The 17,480-nt window shown below is 44.0% G+C and carries 14 protein-coding genes; 4 read left to right on the forward strand and 10 right to left on the reverse strand.

Going from position 1 to position 17,480, the window contains the following annotated elements:
- Window positions 1-3: 3 nt before the first annotated feature.
- The 5 genes from KUA48_RS09880 to KUA48_RS09900 all read right to left on the reverse strand — a co-directional run bounded on the left by KUA48_RS09880 (window position 4) and on the right by KUA48_RS09900 (window position 5,818).
- Window positions 4-879, reverse strand: a complete 876-nt coding sequence (locus KUA48_RS09880) for a GLPGLI family protein (protein ID WP_218431905.1) — start codon at window positions 877-879, stop codon at window positions 4-6.
- A gap of 134 nt (window positions 880-1,013) precedes the next feature.
- Window positions 1,014-2,123, reverse strand: coding sequence for a CDC27 family protein (locus KUA48_RS09885; protein WP_218431904.1), 1,110 nt, complete (start codon window positions 2,121-2,123; stop codon window positions 1,014-1,016).
- A 58-nt stretch (window positions 2,124-2,181) separates the two neighbouring features.
- The gene (locus tag KUA48_RS09890) at window positions 2,182-3,018 is read right to left on the reverse strand and encodes a GLPGLI family protein (RefSeq protein WP_119227542.1); all 837 of its coding nucleotides are present in this window, start codon (window positions 3,016-3,018) and stop codon (window positions 2,182-2,184) included.
- Between the two features lie 348 nt (window positions 3,019-3,366).
- A complete protein-coding gene (locus tag KUA48_RS09895; protein ID WP_218431903.1) occupies window positions 3,367-4,836 on the reverse strand; it encodes a hypothetical protein in 1,470 nt (489 codons plus the stop codon).
- Between the two features lie 157 nt (window positions 4,837-4,993).
- Window positions 4,994-5,818, reverse strand: a complete 825-nt coding sequence (locus KUA48_RS09900) for a GLPGLI family protein (RefSeq protein WP_218431902.1) — start codon at window positions 5,816-5,818, stop codon at window positions 4,994-4,996.
- A 290-nt stretch (window positions 5,819-6,108) separates the two neighbouring features.
- Here KUA48_RS09900 and gpmI point away from each other — a divergent pair, with 290 nt between their 5' ends.
- From gpmI to KUA48_RS09915, 3 genes are all read left to right on the forward strand, one after another.
- Complete coding sequence (gene gpmI / locus KUA48_RS09905; RefSeq protein WP_117692940.1) at window positions 6,109-7,632, forward strand: 2,3-bisphosphoglycerate-independent phosphoglycerate mutase; 1,524 nt, start codon at window positions 6,109-6,111, stop codon at window positions 7,630-7,632.
- 102 nt (window positions 7,633-7,734) lie between these two features.
- On the forward strand, window positions 7,735-8,400 hold the full coding sequence (locus KUA48_RS09910; RefSeq protein WP_118253897.1) for a uracil-DNA glycosylase: 666 nt from the start codon (window positions 7,735-7,737) through the stop codon (window positions 8,398-8,400).
- Between the two features lie 91 nt (window positions 8,401-8,491).
- Window positions 8,492-9,127: a DUF3109 family protein gene (locus KUA48_RS09915; RefSeq protein WP_117692943.1), complete on the forward strand. Its 636-nt coding sequence runs from the start codon at window positions 8,492-8,494 to the stop codon at window positions 9,125-9,127.
- Between the two features lie 82 nt (window positions 9,128-9,209).
- Here KUA48_RS09915 and KUA48_RS09920 read toward each other — a convergent pair whose 3' ends face one another.
- The 4 genes from KUA48_RS09920 to rpsT form a co-directional block, all read right to left on the reverse strand.
- The gene (locus KUA48_RS09920; protein ID WP_153079488.1) at window positions 9,210-10,103 is read right to left on the reverse strand and encodes an alpha-L-rhamnosidase N-terminal domain-containing protein; all 894 of its coding nucleotides are present in this window, start codon (window positions 10,101-10,103) and stop codon (window positions 9,210-9,212) included.
- A gap of 14 nt (window positions 10,104-10,117) precedes the next feature.
- A complete protein-coding gene (locus KUA48_RS09925; protein ID WP_218431901.1) occupies window positions 10,118-12,490 on the reverse strand; it encodes a glycoside hydrolase N-terminal domain-containing protein in 2,373 nt (790 codons plus the stop codon).
- A gap of 88 nt (window positions 12,491-12,578) precedes the next feature.
- A complete protein-coding gene (gene gyrB, locus KUA48_RS09930; RefSeq protein WP_006847646.1) occupies window positions 12,579-14,549 on the reverse strand; it encodes a DNA topoisomerase (ATP-hydrolyzing) subunit B in 1,971 nt (656 codons plus the stop codon).
- 307 nt (window positions 14,550-14,856) lie between these two features.
- Window positions 14,857-15,111 (reverse strand): 30S ribosomal protein S20, encoded by a 255-nt coding sequence (gene rpsT / locus KUA48_RS09935; protein WP_006847644.1) that lies wholly within the window; start codon window positions 15,109-15,111, stop codon window positions 14,857-14,859.
- A gap of 233 nt (window positions 15,112-15,344) precedes the next feature.
- Here rpsT and recO point away from each other — a divergent pair, with 233 nt between their 5' ends.
- Entirely contained in the window at window positions 15,345-16,070 is a 726-nt protein-coding gene (gene recO / locus KUA48_RS09940) for a DNA repair protein RecO (RefSeq protein WP_119227538.1), read from the forward strand.
- 63 nt (window positions 16,071-16,133) lie between these two features.
- Here recO and ftsZ read toward each other — a convergent pair whose 3' ends face one another.
- A complete protein-coding gene (ftsZ, locus tag KUA48_RS09945) occupies window positions 16,134-17,468 on the reverse strand; it encodes a cell division protein FtsZ (RefSeq protein ID WP_153072552.1) in 1,335 nt (444 codons plus the stop codon).
- Window positions 17,469-17,480: the final 12 nt, after the last annotated feature.

The raw sequence follows: 17,480 nt of genomic DNA on the forward strand, positions 1-17,480 counted from the left end.
TTATTATTGAAGTTCAATCGGATTGAAGACATTCTTCTTATTCATGAATTTCTTCATGTCAATAGGGTTGCCCTTTTCGTCCTGTATTTTTATGTTCTTGATGTTTAATGTTTCCAACACCATTCCAGGCGTAAACTTCTCTTTGAATTCTCTGAGGTCTTTTTGGCTGATCTCTTCTCTCTTAGCCTTGGGGAACGTGATAGGTGTTGGTGCTGTCAACGTACTCATGCCGATGGCTGTGAATGAATATTCTTTGTTTTCATCGTATGCTTTCAGTGTCAAGCCCGGCAGTCCAATCAGCTTCCAAGGACCTTCTGGCAAAGGAATGTCTTCGGCGAACCATGCATACCAAGTTCTTCCCTTGAAGTTGGTCTTGGCTAGTTGGCAATGATAGCCGATGATGGTTGTTGCGCTGTCGGGGATGAGTTGCCAGTCGGGTGTCTCCACGTTCTCTGTGCATTTGTAATCTGTAGTGCCGACAGATTCCAATTGGATGGATTTGCCAGTAGATGGATAGTTCTTGTAGTAGGAGAACGGGAAACTTTCACCTTTAGGTAAATCTGAGAAGTCGAAATTGCCAGTCTTGGCTTTTTCGTTCATGAGTGAATCCTTTACCTGTTTCGTTCTGTCATAGAAGCTGGTCGCCTTTTCACCAATGTCGAGGCGCATCTCGCTATCCGTGTAGATGAAGGGTTTGATGGAAGGATTGTTCACCCATTTCCCCTCATAGGTAATGCGATACTTGGCGTTGTCGATGTTCTCGACTTCCTCCTTACTGTTTCCCGAGATAGAGCGCACAGTGACTTTTGTGACTTGTGCTTTTGTTGCAGCACTTCCCATAAAGGGCAAGGTTGCTAAAGCTAAGATGATTTTCTTCATAATTCTGCCTTTATCTGTTAATCTGCTTGCAAAGTTACACTTTTTGTGGCACTCTGCAAAAAAACAGCTATTTATAGCTTTTTAATAGACGCTAAAACTAGCGAAGAGTACACTAAGAAGTTATCTGTTTTATTTTACTTTCCTTTTAGTTGCTCCTTTACTTTCGCTGTAAGTTTAGCTTTTTCCTTTTCATCCTTCAACTTATCAGCTTTTGCCAAGAACATCTGGAGATAGAGTTTTGCCTGTGGATTCATCTTGGCTCCGATATACATTTGAGCAGCATTGTAATAGTTGTGAGGATCGTCCTCGTCATCATATTCGATGCACTGTGCGAAGGCATGACCTGCATTCTCGTATTCCATTTTATAGTAATAAAGCTCAGCGAGTTGCTGGTTTACATATAGTCCACGACTGCGAGGGTAAGCCACGGTTATAGACCGTTCCAGGTTGATGATGGCGTGTCTTGCCAGGGTTTCCTTTTCCACGATGTTCTTAGTCTGTTCGGAAATCTTCTTGCAAGTCATGCCCAAGTAGAAGAGACAGTTCATATTTGGGTTGTCTTTCTTCATCTCTGCCGCCTTGTTCAGATAGGTATAGGCTTCTCGGTACTTTTCCAAGTTATAATAGCACAATCCTATGACGAGGTTAGACTCAAAATTGTCGAATCCATCGGCTATAAGCTTCTTGTATCTAGGGATGGCTTGCTCGTATCTAAGCTGTAAATAGAGTGAATAGGCAAGCTCCTTGTTGATGAGAATATTCGTGGAGTCACGTTTTTCAACATACGACAAGGCGAATGCTGAAACGCTTTCAGGCTCCCCATGGTTGTTCCATTGCTGAAGTAGGGTGGCAAATACCTCCCCGTCGTATGGGTATTTGCCATAGATAGTCATGCCATATAATTCTACCTTTTTTTTATCGCCAAGATTAAGATAGGAATAGAACATCATGCGCAAGTCTTCATGGTTGAGACTGTCGTTAGGAATGCTATCCATGCAGGCGATACACTTCTTGTTGTCGCCACGAAGACGATAGCAAGAAGCGAGCTTTCTGAGAACATTCAAATCGTGTGGATGCTCATTGATATATTGTTGGTAATAGGTGATGGCATGGAACGAGTCATGCTCGTTCATGCAACTGTCGCCCTGCAGTATCAAGCGATGGATGGGAGTTTGTTCTTTCTTGGCTGATATTCCGATGATTCCAAGGAATACCAAACAAGTGATGAATAAATATCTTTTCATGCTTATATTGTTCGTTTGTTGTTATGACATAGAATACGATCAGTTAATCGAGCTGGAGTTACTCCAGCTCGATAGGGTTGCCCTTGTTGCTTCGGTTTAGAGCCTTGATGGCACCTTCGGGTAATTTCTTAAACGTAAATCCAGTTTTTCTCGCTGTTGCTTTGAGAGCTTCTGCGCCATCAAATTTATGCTTAGCCTCTCTTAACTCTTTCTGTGTTACTTTCTCTCTTGCCTTTTCCGTGAAAGTTATGCTTTCGGTCCCATTCAATGTGCTCATACCGATAGCATTGAATATGTATTGTTTGTTCTGGTCGTAAGCAAGTAAAACAAGACCAGGCAGTCCGGAAATTTTCCAAGGTCCTTCGCTTATAGGTATGTCTTCTGAGTACCAGGCATACCAGGTCCTGCCTTTGAAGAGTGCTTTTGCCAACAGGCATTTATAGCCAATGATGGTAGTTGTGCTATCTGGGATAAGCTGCCAGTTTGGCACCTCTAATTGTTCTGTACATTGGTAATAGTTACCAAGGACTTTATCCAGTAAAGTGGTTTGCCCCTTTGATGGATAGTTCTTGTAGAATTCCCAACGGATTCTGCCACCTCTAGGAATTTTACTCATGTCATATTGCCCCGTCTTAGCTTGTTCATCCATGATAGAATCGGATATTTGCTTGGTTCTATCATAGAAATGAGTTGTCTTGCTACCGATGTCCAGTCGCATTTCGCTCTCCCAATAGTTGTAGGGAACTGTTGTGGTATCTGGTACCATTTTCCCATTGTAGGTGATGCGATAGTTTACCTTGTCAATATTGACCACTTTCTCATTTTTGTTGCCTTTCTGAGCATTCAAGCTGCATACTGTGAGTATGGCTGCTAATAATAATGTTATTCTTCTCATAGTCGTTTGATGTTTTGAATTTCGGATGCAAAGGTAACACAAATGATAGAGGTAGCCAAATCGGAATTACATGTCAGTGAGTACAGATATGTTGATAACGAGAGAGTTACGATTATGAAAAACTTAAAATACAAGCTTTTTGTAATGCTTCGATAAGTTAATGAAGTAAAGCGAAAAACTTATGGGAGTGCTTAGCTGATGATGTCATCGAATGACTCTGCTCCAGTGTCACTCTTGATTCTCGACTTTCTTACCCTGATATTCGAGAGAGAGTATTGCAGGATTTGCATCACTTCCTCATCGCTCTTGCCGATATGGTAGAGGATGCAGAAGAGGCTTTGTGATGGATTAGTCGTAGTTCTCCAATCGTTCGCTATACTTCTCGTCTATCACCTTGAAGCTGGCGAGAAGTTGTCGGATGCCTTGCTTACCTATCTGGCTGATGTTTTGATTTTGTATCGTCATCGAATAATACACCAAGCCTTGGCTGATCTCTGTGAGCTCGGTAATTTGAGCCTTGTATTCTTCTATGTCCTTGTCACGGCGTTTCAGTTTGCGAAGCTGGGTGGTGATTTCGTGGTTTAATTGTTCGCATTGCTCCGATAACGAAGAGTTCTCCACATCTTTTAACTGGTGCAGTGACCCATGCAAGTTTTTTATAGTTTGGTGAGCCTTTCGGATTCTGGAAATGGAGAGGTAAGTCATCGACAGGAGAATGATGAGCACGATGATGATTCCTACAAATATATAGGTCTTAACCTTTTCATAGCGATAACGGGTGTTACCACCCTCGTACATCAGTTTTACTTGATTTTCCTTTCCTGAGTTTTCGTCTTTGGCAAGCAAGGGAGCTTCTTGTCGTAATTCGTGGGCAACACGGTTTGCCATGAGCGTATCTCCTTTTTGTAGGGAGAGGAAATATAAGGGGAGATAATACTTATATCCTAAAGCAAAGAAATAGGAACCCCATGACTTTAGGCATTCTTGATCTATGCTATAGTTTTCTTTGATATGCTGCGTGGCGAAGGCATGGGTTTCCTTGCTGTTTCTTGTGAGCAAGCGATAGAAATCGATGTTGTTGTCGTATTTTACCCCGAAATTGTCTTGCGCTTTCTTTGCATAGCTTATCAAGATGGAATCAGGCACATTGCCCCTGTCCATCAAGGCTTGGAAGTAATGATAGTACATGGGGCCCAAGGTGCTGTCCTTGTTCTCTTTGATTTGATTGGCAATTTCGAAAGCTTGGTTGGCAAGTTCCTGATCTTGGTTGTTGATGCCACGATAGAGTAGTGCCCAGGCACGGTAGCGGATATTGTTGGTTTGGCGAGCCTCGTCTTCTAACTCTACGGTGTAAATGTTTTGGTGGGTAATGCGACACAATATGTTGTACATATCCAGCTTCTCCTTTTCTCTCATGTTGCTATCGTAGGCGATGGCTTTTGCGAACCATTTGATGGCTTTTGCTGTATCTCGATAGTTGTTGAGTATCGAGGCTCCCTTATAATATAAGGAACGTGCGAGAAGGGGTTCATCCTTTTCGTTCACGAAGATGTTGATGGCATCGTCTATGTAGTTTTCTTTATAAATGTAACCTTTGAGTTGATACTCTATCTTGGCTGTTAAGAGCTTATAGTAGCCTTTGTTGTCGTTGCTGTCAGCACGAGAGAGGAATACCTTGGCTTGTGCTGGGTATTCGTCGGCAAGGTCGTCTATCTCAGGGAAAGATAGGCGATATCCTGAGTCCATGCAACTGGCGAGAATGGCTAGCTGCATGATAGTGAACAGAAATATGATGATTTTCTTGCTTGTATAAATCATATTGTTATCGTCAAATTATCAACTTTACATTTGTTGTTTCAGAAATCTTTTTGCAAAAGTACAATAAATTGTCGATAAGAACAAGAAAACAAGCTTTCTATTTCAGATTTTTGTAGAAACTCGCAAAAATCTGAAATGGAAAGCCTTTGAGATGTCCCTATCGCTCGATTGGATTGAAGACACGTTTCCTTGCTTTTGGTTTGATAGGTTTTCCATTCTCATCTGTCCACTTTTCATATCTTAGTATCTCGCTTCCATCGTCTCTCTGCTTGATTTTGGTGAGGTCAGACTGGGAAACTTTCTCTGCCTCTTCGGGCTTGGCGTATTTGAGAGCCTCCTTGCCTTTCAGGTCTTCCAGTCCGATGGCGTTGAGATAGAATTGTTGCTGTGCATCGTAGGCACGGAGAATGAGACCAGGCAGACCGCAGAGCTTCCAAGGACCTTCTGACACAGGGATATCCTCAGCATACCAAGCTAACCAAGTTCTTCCCTTGAAGTTGGTCTTGGCGAGTTGGCAAGGATAGCCGATGATGGTTGTGGTGCTGTCTGGGATGAGTTGCCAATCAGGAGTCTCGGCCTTTTCGATGCAGTGATAGGTTCTCAAAGCCCACGATTCTTGAAATAGGGTCTGACCGTTCTTTGGGTAGTTCTTGAGGAATTCAAAGTCCATGCATTTTACCGGCTCGGCTTTTCTTAGGTCAATGACACCGCCTGAAAGTATCATTTGTAAGACTTGCTGCTCCCATTGCTCCTTGGACTGGTTATAGAAGTGAGTGATGTTGCTACCGATGTCGAGTCGCATCTGTGCCTTGCGATAAATATATGGTATTTGTGTGGTGTCGTTCACCTGTTTTGCATCGTAGGTGATGCGATACTTCACTTGGTCGAGGGTGAGCGTGTCCACGCCCGATCTCATCTGTGCTTTTGCGGTCAGGCTGCCTAAGGCGAGGATGGCTGCAAGAATCATTAGAATCTTTTTCATGTTCTCTATTTGTTTTTTGATGCTTATTTACGGGTAAGACGCAGAAATAGGGAAATGGTAAACAGAATAATGATGGTTTGCAAGATGCCGGTATTCTGCTATTTTGATATTTCGTCAGGAGTAATTGTCAAGTAAATAAAGCAAAAAGACTGGATAGAGAAAAGAAAGTATAATCAACTCTCATCTTTTTAGAAAGGTGGGAGTTTTTTTATCTTAATTTATTTTGTCCTTCACCTATTTTGTTGTAACTTTGCACACTGAAATTCGAATTTAAATTATTTTATGTAATTATGGCAAAAAAAGCTCTTTTAATGATTCTCGACGGATGGGGAATCGGTAAGCATGATAAGGGTGATGTTATCTTCAAGACTCCAACTCCTTATCTCGATTATTTGACAGCAGTTTCAGCACATTCTACTCTCCAGACTTGTGGCGAGGACGTTGGTCTTCCTAACGGTCAGATGGGTAATTCTGAGGTTGGTCACCTCAACATCGGTGCTGGTCGTGTGGTATATCAGGACCTCGTTAAGATCAACAAGGCTTGCGAGAGCGGTGACATCTTGAAGAATCAGGAGATCATCAACGCTTACAGCTATGCTCAGAAGACTGGTAAGAAACTCCACTTAATGGGCTTGACTTCTACCGGTGGTGTTCACTCTTCTTTGGATCACCTCTTCAAGTTGATTGAGATTGGTAAGGAATATGGTTTGAAGGAGACATACGTTCACTGCTTCATGGATGGCCGTGATACAGACCCTAAGAGCGGTAAGGGCTTCATCGAGGAGGTTCAGGCTTGCTGCGACAAGAATGGTGCACACATCGCAAGCATCGTAGGTCGTTTCTATGCTATGGACCGTGACAAGCGCTGGAACCGTGTAAAGGAAGCATACGACTTGCTCGTTGAGGGTAAGGGTAAGCAGGCTGACGATATGGTGAAGGCAATGCAGGAGAGCTATGATGAGGACGTAACAGACGAGTTCATCAAGCCAATCAATAACTCTAAGGTTGACGGTACTATCCAGGAGGGTGATGTTGTTATCTTCATCAACTACCGTAACGACCGTGCCAAGGAGTTGACACAGGTATTGACTCAGCAGGATATGCCAGAGGAAGGCATGCACACCATCAAGGACTTGCAGTACTACTGCATGACTCCATACGATGCAAGCTTCCAGGGCGTTCACATCCTCTTCCCTAAGGAGAACGTAATGAATACCCTCGGTGAGTACTTGAGCGCACAGGGCAAGAAGCAGCTCCACACTGCAGAGACAGAGAAGTATGCTCACGTAACATTCTTCTTTAATGGTGGTCGTGAGACTCCATACGAGGGTGAGGACCGTATCCTGGTTCCTTCTCCAAAGGTGGCTACTTACGACTTGAAGCCAGAGATGAGCGCTTACGAGGTAAAGGATAAGTTGGTGGGTGCAATCAACACTCAGGAGTACGACTTCATCGTTGTAAACTTCGCTAATGGTGATATGGTAGGTCACACAGGTATCTACAACGCTATCGCTAAGGCTGTTCACGCTGTTGACAACTGCGTAAAGGACGTTATCGAGGCTGCTAAGGCTAACGATTATGAGGCTATCATCATCGCTGACCACGGTAATGCAGACCACGCTATCAACGAGGATGGTACACCAAACACTGCTCACTCTTTGAACCCTGTTCCATTCATCTACGTAACTGACAATAACTCAGCTACCGTTAAGGATGGTCGTTTGGCAGACGTAGCTCCTTCTATCCTCCATATCATGGGCTTGGAGAAGCCTGCAGATATGACAGGTGAGAACTTGATTTCTGACAACAAGTAAAAACGATTTTATATACCTCAAAAAAGTATCCTAAGATACTTGTCCAAGTATCTTAGGATACTTGCGTAAGTATCTTAAGATACTTTTGAATTTATATTAAGCATGAACGTAAAGATAGAAGAAAGTTGGAGACAGCATATAGGAGAAGAGTTCGACAAGCAGTATTTTGTTGACCTCACAAACTTCGTGAAAGAGGAATACCTGCGTACGCCCTGTTATCCTCCTGGCCGCTTGATTTTCAATGCCTTCAATCTCTGTCCTTTTGATGATGTGAAGGTAGTAATTATCGGACAGGATCCATACCATGAGCCGGGTCAGGCGATGGGACTGAGTTTCTCTGTGCCGGACGGAATCACTTTCCCACCATCATTGATTAATATATTCAAGGAGATTCAGATGGATCTCGGTACTCCGATGCCAGCCACGGGCGATTTAACCCGCTGGGCAAAGCAGGGAGTATTGTTGCTCAACGCCACGTTGACCGTTCGTGCCCATCAGGCTGCGAGCCATCAGCGCAAAGGCTGGGAGGAGTTTACCGATGCTGCCATCAAGGCGCTCAGCAAGGATAAGGAGCACCTGGTGTTTATCCTTTGGGGCGGTTATGCCCGGAGCAAGGCGAAGCTCATCGATACAAGCAAGCATCTGATATTGGAAAGTGTGCATCCATCGCCATTATCTGCCAACCGTGGCGGATGGTTTGGCAATCATCATTTCTCCCGCTGCAATGCGTATCTGCAGCAGAACGGAATTACGCCTATCCAATGGTAGGTACACCTATTAATATATAGCTATCCACTCATGGGTAGCTATCATTATTTTTATTATACACTCAAAGAAATTTATTCATCTCAAAAACATTATGAAGAAAGACGAACTGCGTATTCTGCAGGTGGGCAACGTGTTGGTTTCACCTGATATTATCACCGAAAAATTCTGTTGCGACCTTGATGCCTGCAAGGGCGAGTGCTGCATCGAAGGCGATGCGGGAGCTCCTGTTACCTTGGATGAGATTATGGAGATTGAGAATGCGCTGGATGTAGTTTGGGATGATCTCTCAGCTTCTGCCCAGGCTATCATTGATAAGCAGGGCGTGGCTTATACCGATATTGAAGGCGATTTGGTAACGAGCATCGTGAATGGTAAGGATTGTGTGTTTACCTGCTACCAGGATTTGAAAGACCTGGGCGATGGACATACGATTCCTAACTGTTGTCTCTGTGCTCTGGAGCGTGCTTATCGCGAAGGAAAGTCGAAGTTCAAGAAGCCTATCTCCTGTGCTTTGTATCCAATCCGTGCCAAGGATTTCGGCAACGAGGTGTATGGCATCAACTATAACAAGTGGCGCATCTGCAAGGATGCCATCAAGAAGGGTGAGGAGTTGAAGCTTCCGGTTTATAAGTTCCTGGAGGGTCCGCTTGTAGAGAAGTTCGGCAAGGAATGGTATGATGAGCTTTGCGAAGTGGCAGAACAAGTACTTGCCGAATTGGAAGACTAAATTCAGTTAGAGACTTTGGAAGATAATAGTTCCGAAGTCTTTTTTGTTTTATAAAAAAAGAGATTTCGAAACGCTGTTGAGCTTATTCCGAAATCTCTAATCCTTCTATATTTGTGATATTACTTCTTCTAAAACCTTTATCCCAAGTTATCACGAAATCTTTTTGATGCTCAGCATGGATGCGGTAATAGGCTTGCTCGTCCATTTCGCCACTGCATACATATTGGTTTCCGTTAATATGAAGTGTTGTTCCTTTGCTGGCATTGCGTATCGTGAGCCTGATGGTTCCGCGGAACGGACGTCCGAAGTCTATACGGCATCCCTGATGATCAAATTCCTCCTGGTATGGTTCTAATACCATTTGAAGCTTGTTCTGGGTGAGGTATGGCAGCTGGTCAACAAAGATATAGTTTGTTGAATCTTTGAAAGCACCTGTCGGATGAACCCATCCTGCAGATTGGTATTCTGCCGATTTCCACTCAGTATTGTATATTCTATTGTCAAAGTGTTCCTTTTCGTTGTAACTGCAGCCCTTCAGGGGTTTGCACCACCATGTTTCGTCTGCTTTATGATAAAAAGGAACAGAGTCTGTATACCAGCCATGAAGTTCCAGCGAGAGTTGTTTGCTCTTATTTCTTATTCTTCCTGGTGCATACCAGACCGCGATGATGTTTTCGCCCTTTTTCAGATATCTGGAGATATCTATGGTTTGCATCAGAAGGATGCTGTCTCTGGCTCCTTCGTTGAAAATGCTTGGCGTAGCATTTCTTTCGTTGATGTATAGGCGGGTATTTCCTCCACTTGCCATGTTTATCTCAGCCTTTAAAGGCTTTTGATTAAGATGATAGATTTTCCTGTATAATATCTCAGAAGAATCATTGGGGAATGGATATGATACCCAATGGGTACCGAATTCCTGTGCATAGGAATTCAGCACCCAGAGAGTTGTAAAGATGAGAATTGTAAAATATCTCATAGATTATTATTTGTCTATTTTATGAGTTTTGTTTCGCCAGCCTTGAAATTTAATGCTTTCTGCTTACCATTATACTTGACGGTCAGGTTTCCGGCATTCTTGCTGGTGATGGAAGCTTTGCTGACCTTTCCATTGTTCCATACGAGATTAATCTCGTAGTTTCCACGTGCTTTGATACCCTTAATTTCGCCTGCAGGCCATTCTTTAGGTAGAGCAGGAAGAAGATGCATAGTCTCGCCATCGCATTGCATCAGCATCTCACATACGCCTGCTGTGCCTCCGAAGTTGCCATCTATCTGGAAAGGTGGGTGAGCATCGAAGAGATTTGGATAAGTTCCTCCTGAAGGGCGATTCTTCGGATTGTTGTAATTGCCCGGATGTACATAGTTAAGCAATTTCCTGATCATAGAATATGACTTGTCTGCTCTGTGCAGGCGAGCCCATAAACTGATACGCCATCCTGTGCTCCAACCGGTAGAGAAGTCTCCTTTTATCTCAAGAGTCTTGGCAGCAGCTGCTGCTAAATCTGGAGTCTTATCTAATGAAATCTGATAGAATGGGTGTAAACCGAGAAGGTGTGACTGGTGGCGATGATGCCAATCCTGGTCATCCCAATCGTAATACCATTCCTGCAGATTACCGCGCTTTCCTATCTGATAAGGGTGCAGACGATTGATAGCATCCTGTAACTTTGCCTGATATGCTTGATCTATATCGAGAATCTGAGCACCTTTGAGTGTGTTTTTAAACAATTCTCTCAATATGGTAAGATCGGCAGTACCTCCATAGAAACTGCAGCCTTGATAGCCCTTGTCGGTGATATATTCTGCCTCAGGTGAAGTGCAAGGGGCAGTAATCAGTTCGCCCGGTTTCTTCGGGTTCTCTATTATCCAGTCAAGCATGAAGTCTGCTGCACCTTTCATCAATGGATAGGCTGTCTGGCGTAGATATTCCTTATCGCGGGTGTAATCGTAGTGATCCCATAAGGTTTGTACAAGCCAGGCACCTCCCATGTTCCAGTTGCTCCACTTAGGACTCTCTTTCTTGGTTCCAACAGGATTGGTCATTGCCCATGCGTCTGTGTTGTGTCCACCGCACCAGCCATTTTCAATTCCATAATAGTGCTTTGCTGTATATTTTCCTGTTACAGACATGGCTTTCACCAGTCCGTCTACAGGCATTACAAGCTCAGACATGTTGGTTACCTCTGCTGGCCAATAGTTTTCTTCCAGGTTGATGTTGATGGTGTAGTTTCCACGCCAAGGAGATTTTCGTGCCGGAGCCCAAAGTCCCTGGAGATTGGCAGGAATGCCTGGAGTTCTCGAACAGCTGATAAGAAGATATCTTCCATATTGGAAATAGAGCATTTCCAGGTAAGGGTTTTGCTCTTCTTTCTCAGTGTAATCAAAGAGTTGCTGGTCGGTGGTTCGCTTGTTGTCGAACTTTGCTCCCTTGAGTGCAAACTTGGCACGGTTGAAGATGTTCTGATAATCGGTTATATGACGCTGTTTTAACTCTGGATAGGTATAGTTGACCAAGTGCCAGGCATTGTCGTTAACCTTTTCAATATATGGAGCCCCTTCTTTTACCGGATGCTTGTCGAATCCGTTGTAGCTGGTTTCATTCACTAAATAGATAACAGCTTCGCTTACGCCCTGCAGATGGAGGATAGAATCAGAGGCAGTAATGGTTCCGTCCTGGTTTTTGATGCTGAGGATGGAGCAGAAGTGGGTACTGTTCTCAGGCTTTCCCATAGCATGGCCCGTGATGGTGAGTTGCTTATTGGAAGCTTTTACCTGATGAGGAATCAGAGAGGTGAGAGAGATGTCGCAGTTGATAGCTTTCTTCTGTGTAGCTGTCAGGTGAATGGCAATCATCTTGTCCGGATGTGATGCGAAATATTCTCGCTGGTATTGTATTCCCCCTCTTGTATAACTCAATGCTGCCGTAGCGTTGTCAAGGCTCAATTCACGCTTGTAGTTACTGAATTGTCCTTTATTTGCATCTTTGATATTGATGATGGCAAGTGGCTGATAGTATTCTGAATTGTGTCCTTGTACATGCAGTTGTAAAGAGTCGGCTGCCTTGTAATCTTCTTTGAACAGAGCCTCGCGAATCTTTGGTATCCATTTGTAGGCATCCCCTCCTTCCTCGCGATTGACAGGCTTTCCTGTCCACAAGGTGATGTCGTTGAGATAGATAGAGTCATTGTTGGCTCCACCATAGATCAATGCACCTAACTTACCGTTACCGATAGGTAATGATTCTTCAAAGGCTGTAGCTGGCTTATTGTACCAAAGCTTCAGCGGTGGAATATTACTCTTTGGGACAGCCTGGAGTGTGCCTGCTGCAGAGAGTAATAGGCAAGAGATAAGTAAATGTTTCATAAGTTGGTTTGTTGGGTTTTATATAAGCAGAGGCTGTGTCATTTATTGGCAAATGGCACAGCCCCTTATGTAAATTAGTTGAATTGTCTTAAGCGTCGATGTTTGCGTATGTGGCATTCTGCTCGATAAATTCGCGGCGTGGTTCCACATCATCACCCATCAACATAGAGAAGATTTCATCAGCCTGGGCTGCGTTCTCGATAGTAACCTGCTTGAGCAAGCGTGTAGATGGGTCCATAGTAGTTTCCCAAAGCTGCTCTGGGTTCATCTCACCCAAACCTTTGTATCGCTGGGTGTGGATATTCTTGTCTTCTACTCCATCTCCATACTTGTCGATGAATGCCTGGCGCTGCTGCTCTGTATAGCAATACTCGCTTACCTTGCTGCGATAAGTACACTTGTAGAGTGGTGGGGTAGCGATATACAGATGGCCTTCTTCAATAACCTTTGGCATGAAACGATAGAAGAGTGTCATAATCAATGTGTCGATGTGAGAACCATCGACGTCGGCATCGGTCATGATGATAATCTTGTCGTAACGCAACTTGTCGGTATTAGCCTCCTTGCTGTCTTCGCCATCTACACCGAAGCGGACTCCGATACTTTGGATGATGTTCATGACAGACTCAGCTTCGAATACCTTGTGCCACTGTACCTTTTCTACATTCAGAATCTTACCACGCAATGGGAGAATAGCCTGACGGAAACGGTCGCGACCCTGCTTGGCAGAACCACCGGCGGAATCACCCTCGACGAGGAAAATCTCGCATTCTTTAGGATCCTTCATTGAGCAATCGGCAAGTTTACCAGGAAGACCACCACCTGTCATGAAGTTCTTGCGCTGTACACTCTCACGTGCCTTGCGGGCAGCTATGCGGGCCGTAGCAGCCAGGACAACCTTTTCGCAGATTCGCTTTGCCTCGTCTGGATGTTCTTCCAGATAATCAGACAAAGCCTCGTTTACAGCCTGCTGAACGGCACCTTGTACCTCGCTGTTACCGAGCTTGGTCTTGGTCTGTCCCTCAAACTGAGGTTCAGCTACCTTGATGGAGATAACGGCAGTAAGACCCTCGCGAAAGTCTTCTGGTGCTATCTCTACCTTTGCCTTCTCAATCTGCTTAGAGATGGTTGGGTCAGCTTCTGCGTAAGCCTTCAAGGTGCGGGTCAACGCCATACGGAAACCAGTCAGGTGGGTACCACCCTCAATGGTGTTGATGTTATTGACGTATGAGTGGATATTCTCAGAGTAATCTGTGTTGTACATCACAGCAATTTCGATAGGAATACCCTGCTTTTCTGTCTTCAGATAGATAACATCATCGAAGAGATGAGTGCGGTGACGGTCTACGTAACGGACGAATTCCTTCAAACCATCCTTAGCGTGGAAAACCTGCTCCTTGGTCTTACCTTCCTCGTCAGGGCGCAAATCTCTCAAGGTAATCTTGATACCTGCATTGAGGAATGCCAACTCGCGCATACGGTTGGCAATGATGTCCCACTTATAGACAGTGTGAGTAAAGATGGTTGGATCTGGCCAGAACTGCTGGCGTGTACCGCGCTTGTTGGTTTCACCTACCACCTTAACCGGATAGAGAGGCTTACCCTTCTCATATTCCTGCTGGTAGATTTTGCCGCCACGGAACACCTGTGACAACATGTGGGTAGAAAGTGCATTCACACAACTTACACCCACACCATGTAAACCGCCAGATACCTTGTAAGAACCCTTGTCAAACTTACCACCTGCGTGAAGCACGGTCATAACGACTTCGAGGGCTGATTTATGTAGTTTCTCGTGCATATCCACAGGGATACCACGACCATTATCTTCTACGGTGATAGAGTTGTCTTCGTTGATGGTAACTTCGATGTCGGTACAGTATCCCGCCATTGCTTCGTCAATAGAGTTGTCTACTGTCTCGTTTACCAAGTGATGAAGCCCCTTTTCGGAGATGTCACCAATGTACATCGCCGGACGTTTGCGAACAGCTTCCAGGCCTTCCAGAACCTGAATGTTACTCGCAGAGTAATTATTTGCGTTGTTTTGATTTTCTGCCATTTTAGTATTGTCTTATTTCCGTGCAAAGATACTAAAAAAAGCTGAGAAACAGGAACTTTTGTTTGTGAAAAATCACCAAAAAGTGAAGAAAAAACGTAGAATGTGAACTTTAGCGGCAAAAGTGTCTTGAAAAAGCTATTTAATAATCGTTTTGCGCATTTTTATAGGGTATGTTGTAGTATAAACCGGTTGTGATGGGAAGATTTTATGATGCAGGAAATGGGTAGTCGGGTTCATAGAAAAGAATAAGGCTGCGACCCTATAATAGGATTGCAGCCTTATTTATTTCTTTGCTTTGACTTATAAGTTAGGCCAACTTAGCGATGTGCTTTGTAAGACCAGACTTCAAGTTTGCAGCCTTGTTGTCGTGGATAACGTTGATCTTAGCCAACTTGTCTAAAAGCTTCTGAACAGTAGGATAGAGCTTTGCAGCCTCTTCCTTGTCAGACATGTTGCGCAACTTGCGGACAGCATTGCGCATAGTCTTTGCATAATACTTATTGTGCAAAGCCTTCTTCTTATCCTGACGGATTCTCTTGATTGATGATTTGTGATTTGCCATCTTCTTTATGTTATTTTTTTTATTTCTTAAATGTTTGTAGTCCCTAGCAGAGTCGAACTGCTCTTTAGAGAATGAAAATCTCTCGTCCTAACCGATAGACGAAGGGACCATTGCTTATTTGCGGGTGCAAAGTTACTACTTTTATTTGAATCTAGCAAATTTTTCATAGAAAATTTTCGCTAAATGCGCATTTTTTTGTATTTTTGCCCTGTTTTTCACTAATATTAGGCAAAATGGAGATAAAAACTAGTGCTATCGTATTGCAAACCATCAAGTATGGGGACTCTCAACTTATCGTGGATTTCTTCACCGAAAAGTTGGGGAGACTCTCCTTTATGGTACGTGTGCCTAAGTCATCTAAGGGGAAGATGAAACGGCAGCTTTTCCAACCGCTCATGGTCTTGAATTTAGAATTTGATTATCGTCTCAAGTCAAATCTGCAGCGCCTTAGGGATGTTTCGATTCAGATTCCATTCTCTGATATCCCTTTTTCTCCATACAAACTTGGCATTTCCATGTTCTTGGCAGAACTGCTTTCATATGCTACCCGTCATGAGCAGGCTAATGGTGCGCTCTATCTTTTCATACAGGACAGTATCGAATGGTTAGACCATGCTAAAGGTGCTATTGCCAATTTCCATATAGTCTTTATGATTCAGCTCTCTTTTCATTTGGGTTTTATGCCCAATATAGAGAGCGGTATGTCTGGCGATTATTTTGATTTGGTAGATGGATGTTTTGCAGCTCATGTTCCTTCGCATGTACATTATTTAAATAAGGAAGATTCTATGCGGCTTGTGTCTTTGTTCCGTTTAGACTATAAAACAATGCACCTCTACACAATGTCCCGTATCGAACGGAACAGGTGTGTAGAGGTGATACTGGAGTATTATAAACTTCATTTGCCGGATTTTCCTGAAATGAAGAGCTTTTCAGTCCTTCAGGAACTTTTTGCTTAGTCATTTCTGGTTTCCTCGCTTACTTGACGTAAACCTGAAATAGACCTAGCCTGTATTCTCTGTTTAGGCAAAACTGATGACGCCCTGTACAGAAGAAGCATCATCGTTATTGTCTTCTTTCGGTTCTGTATTACCGGAAGCTATATTACGGATTTCTTCCAGAGTCTGTCGGGTACGCTTATAGGTAGGCGTGTTTTCTACCTGAAGGATGACATCCTCGTTATCCAAATCTTCCTGGCGGAACAGGAATATGTGTGGATGACGCTTATACTGTGTCGTATTGCCGTCGCTGCCATAATAGCGCTTGCGGCGGTCTTCTCTTTCAGCACGTTTCTCCTCTTCTTCAGCGAGACGGCGAGATTCTTCCTCAGTATGTTTCTTGAGGTGGCGGTTCATTCCCTCTACATCTTCGAGTCCGAAACCTGTTGCGAGAACGGTTACCTTTACGCGGCTTCCCAATTCAGGGTCAATGGCAAGACCCCATTTCAGTTCGAAGTCGTCACCGAATTTCTCCATAAAGTCGTTGACATCATTCATCTCGTCCATGGTCAGGCCAGGATTATCTTTCTTCTCGCTTGCAAATGCGATGCTGAGCAGAATCTTCTTAGAGTTGAATACGTCATTATCGTTAAGGAGTGGTGAGTTCAAGGCATCTTCTATCGCTTTCTTTACTCTTCCTTCTCCCTCACCGTAACCTGTACTCATGATAGCCACACCGCCATCTTTCAGTACGGTCTTCACATCATTGAAGTCAAGGTTGATGAGACCATGTACGGTAATGATTTCAGCGATACTTTTAGCAGCTACACTCAAGGTGTCGTCAGCTTTGCCGAAGGCATCGAGAACGGCAAGGTCTGGATAAATCTGGCGGAGACGTTCATTGTTGATTACCAGTAAGGCATCTACATGCTTCGACATTTCCTCTACACCATCCAATGCCTGGTCAATCTTCTTAGGACCTTCAAAACGGAATGGGATGGTTACGATACCAACGGTAAGAATACCTAACTCCTTACTTACTCTGGCGATGACAGGTGCTGCACCTGTACCGGTACCGCCACCCATACCCGCTGTGATGAATGCCATTTTTGTTCCATCGTTGAGCATGTTCTTGATATCTTCAAGAGTCTCTTCGGCAGCCTGGCGTGCCTTGGCAGGTTTGTTTCCTGCACCCAGACCTTCCTTACCTAGCTGCAGGTGTACAGGCACAGGTGAGTCGTTAAGTGCCTGGTTGTCTGTGTTGCAGAGTACGAATGTTACATCGTGTATACCTTCGCGGTACATGTGGTTGACGGCATTTCCACCGCCACCACCAACACCAATCACCTTGATGATGCTATTTTCTTTTTCAGGTTCCCCAAAGTCAAGAATATGAGGAGCGTTTCCATTATCTAGCATAGTCGTATAATC

It is taken from the genome of Segatella copri (assembly GCF_019249795.2).
Taxonomy (GTDB): Bacteria; Bacteroidota; Bacteroidia; order Bacteroidales; family Bacteroidaceae; genus Prevotella; species Prevotella copri_B.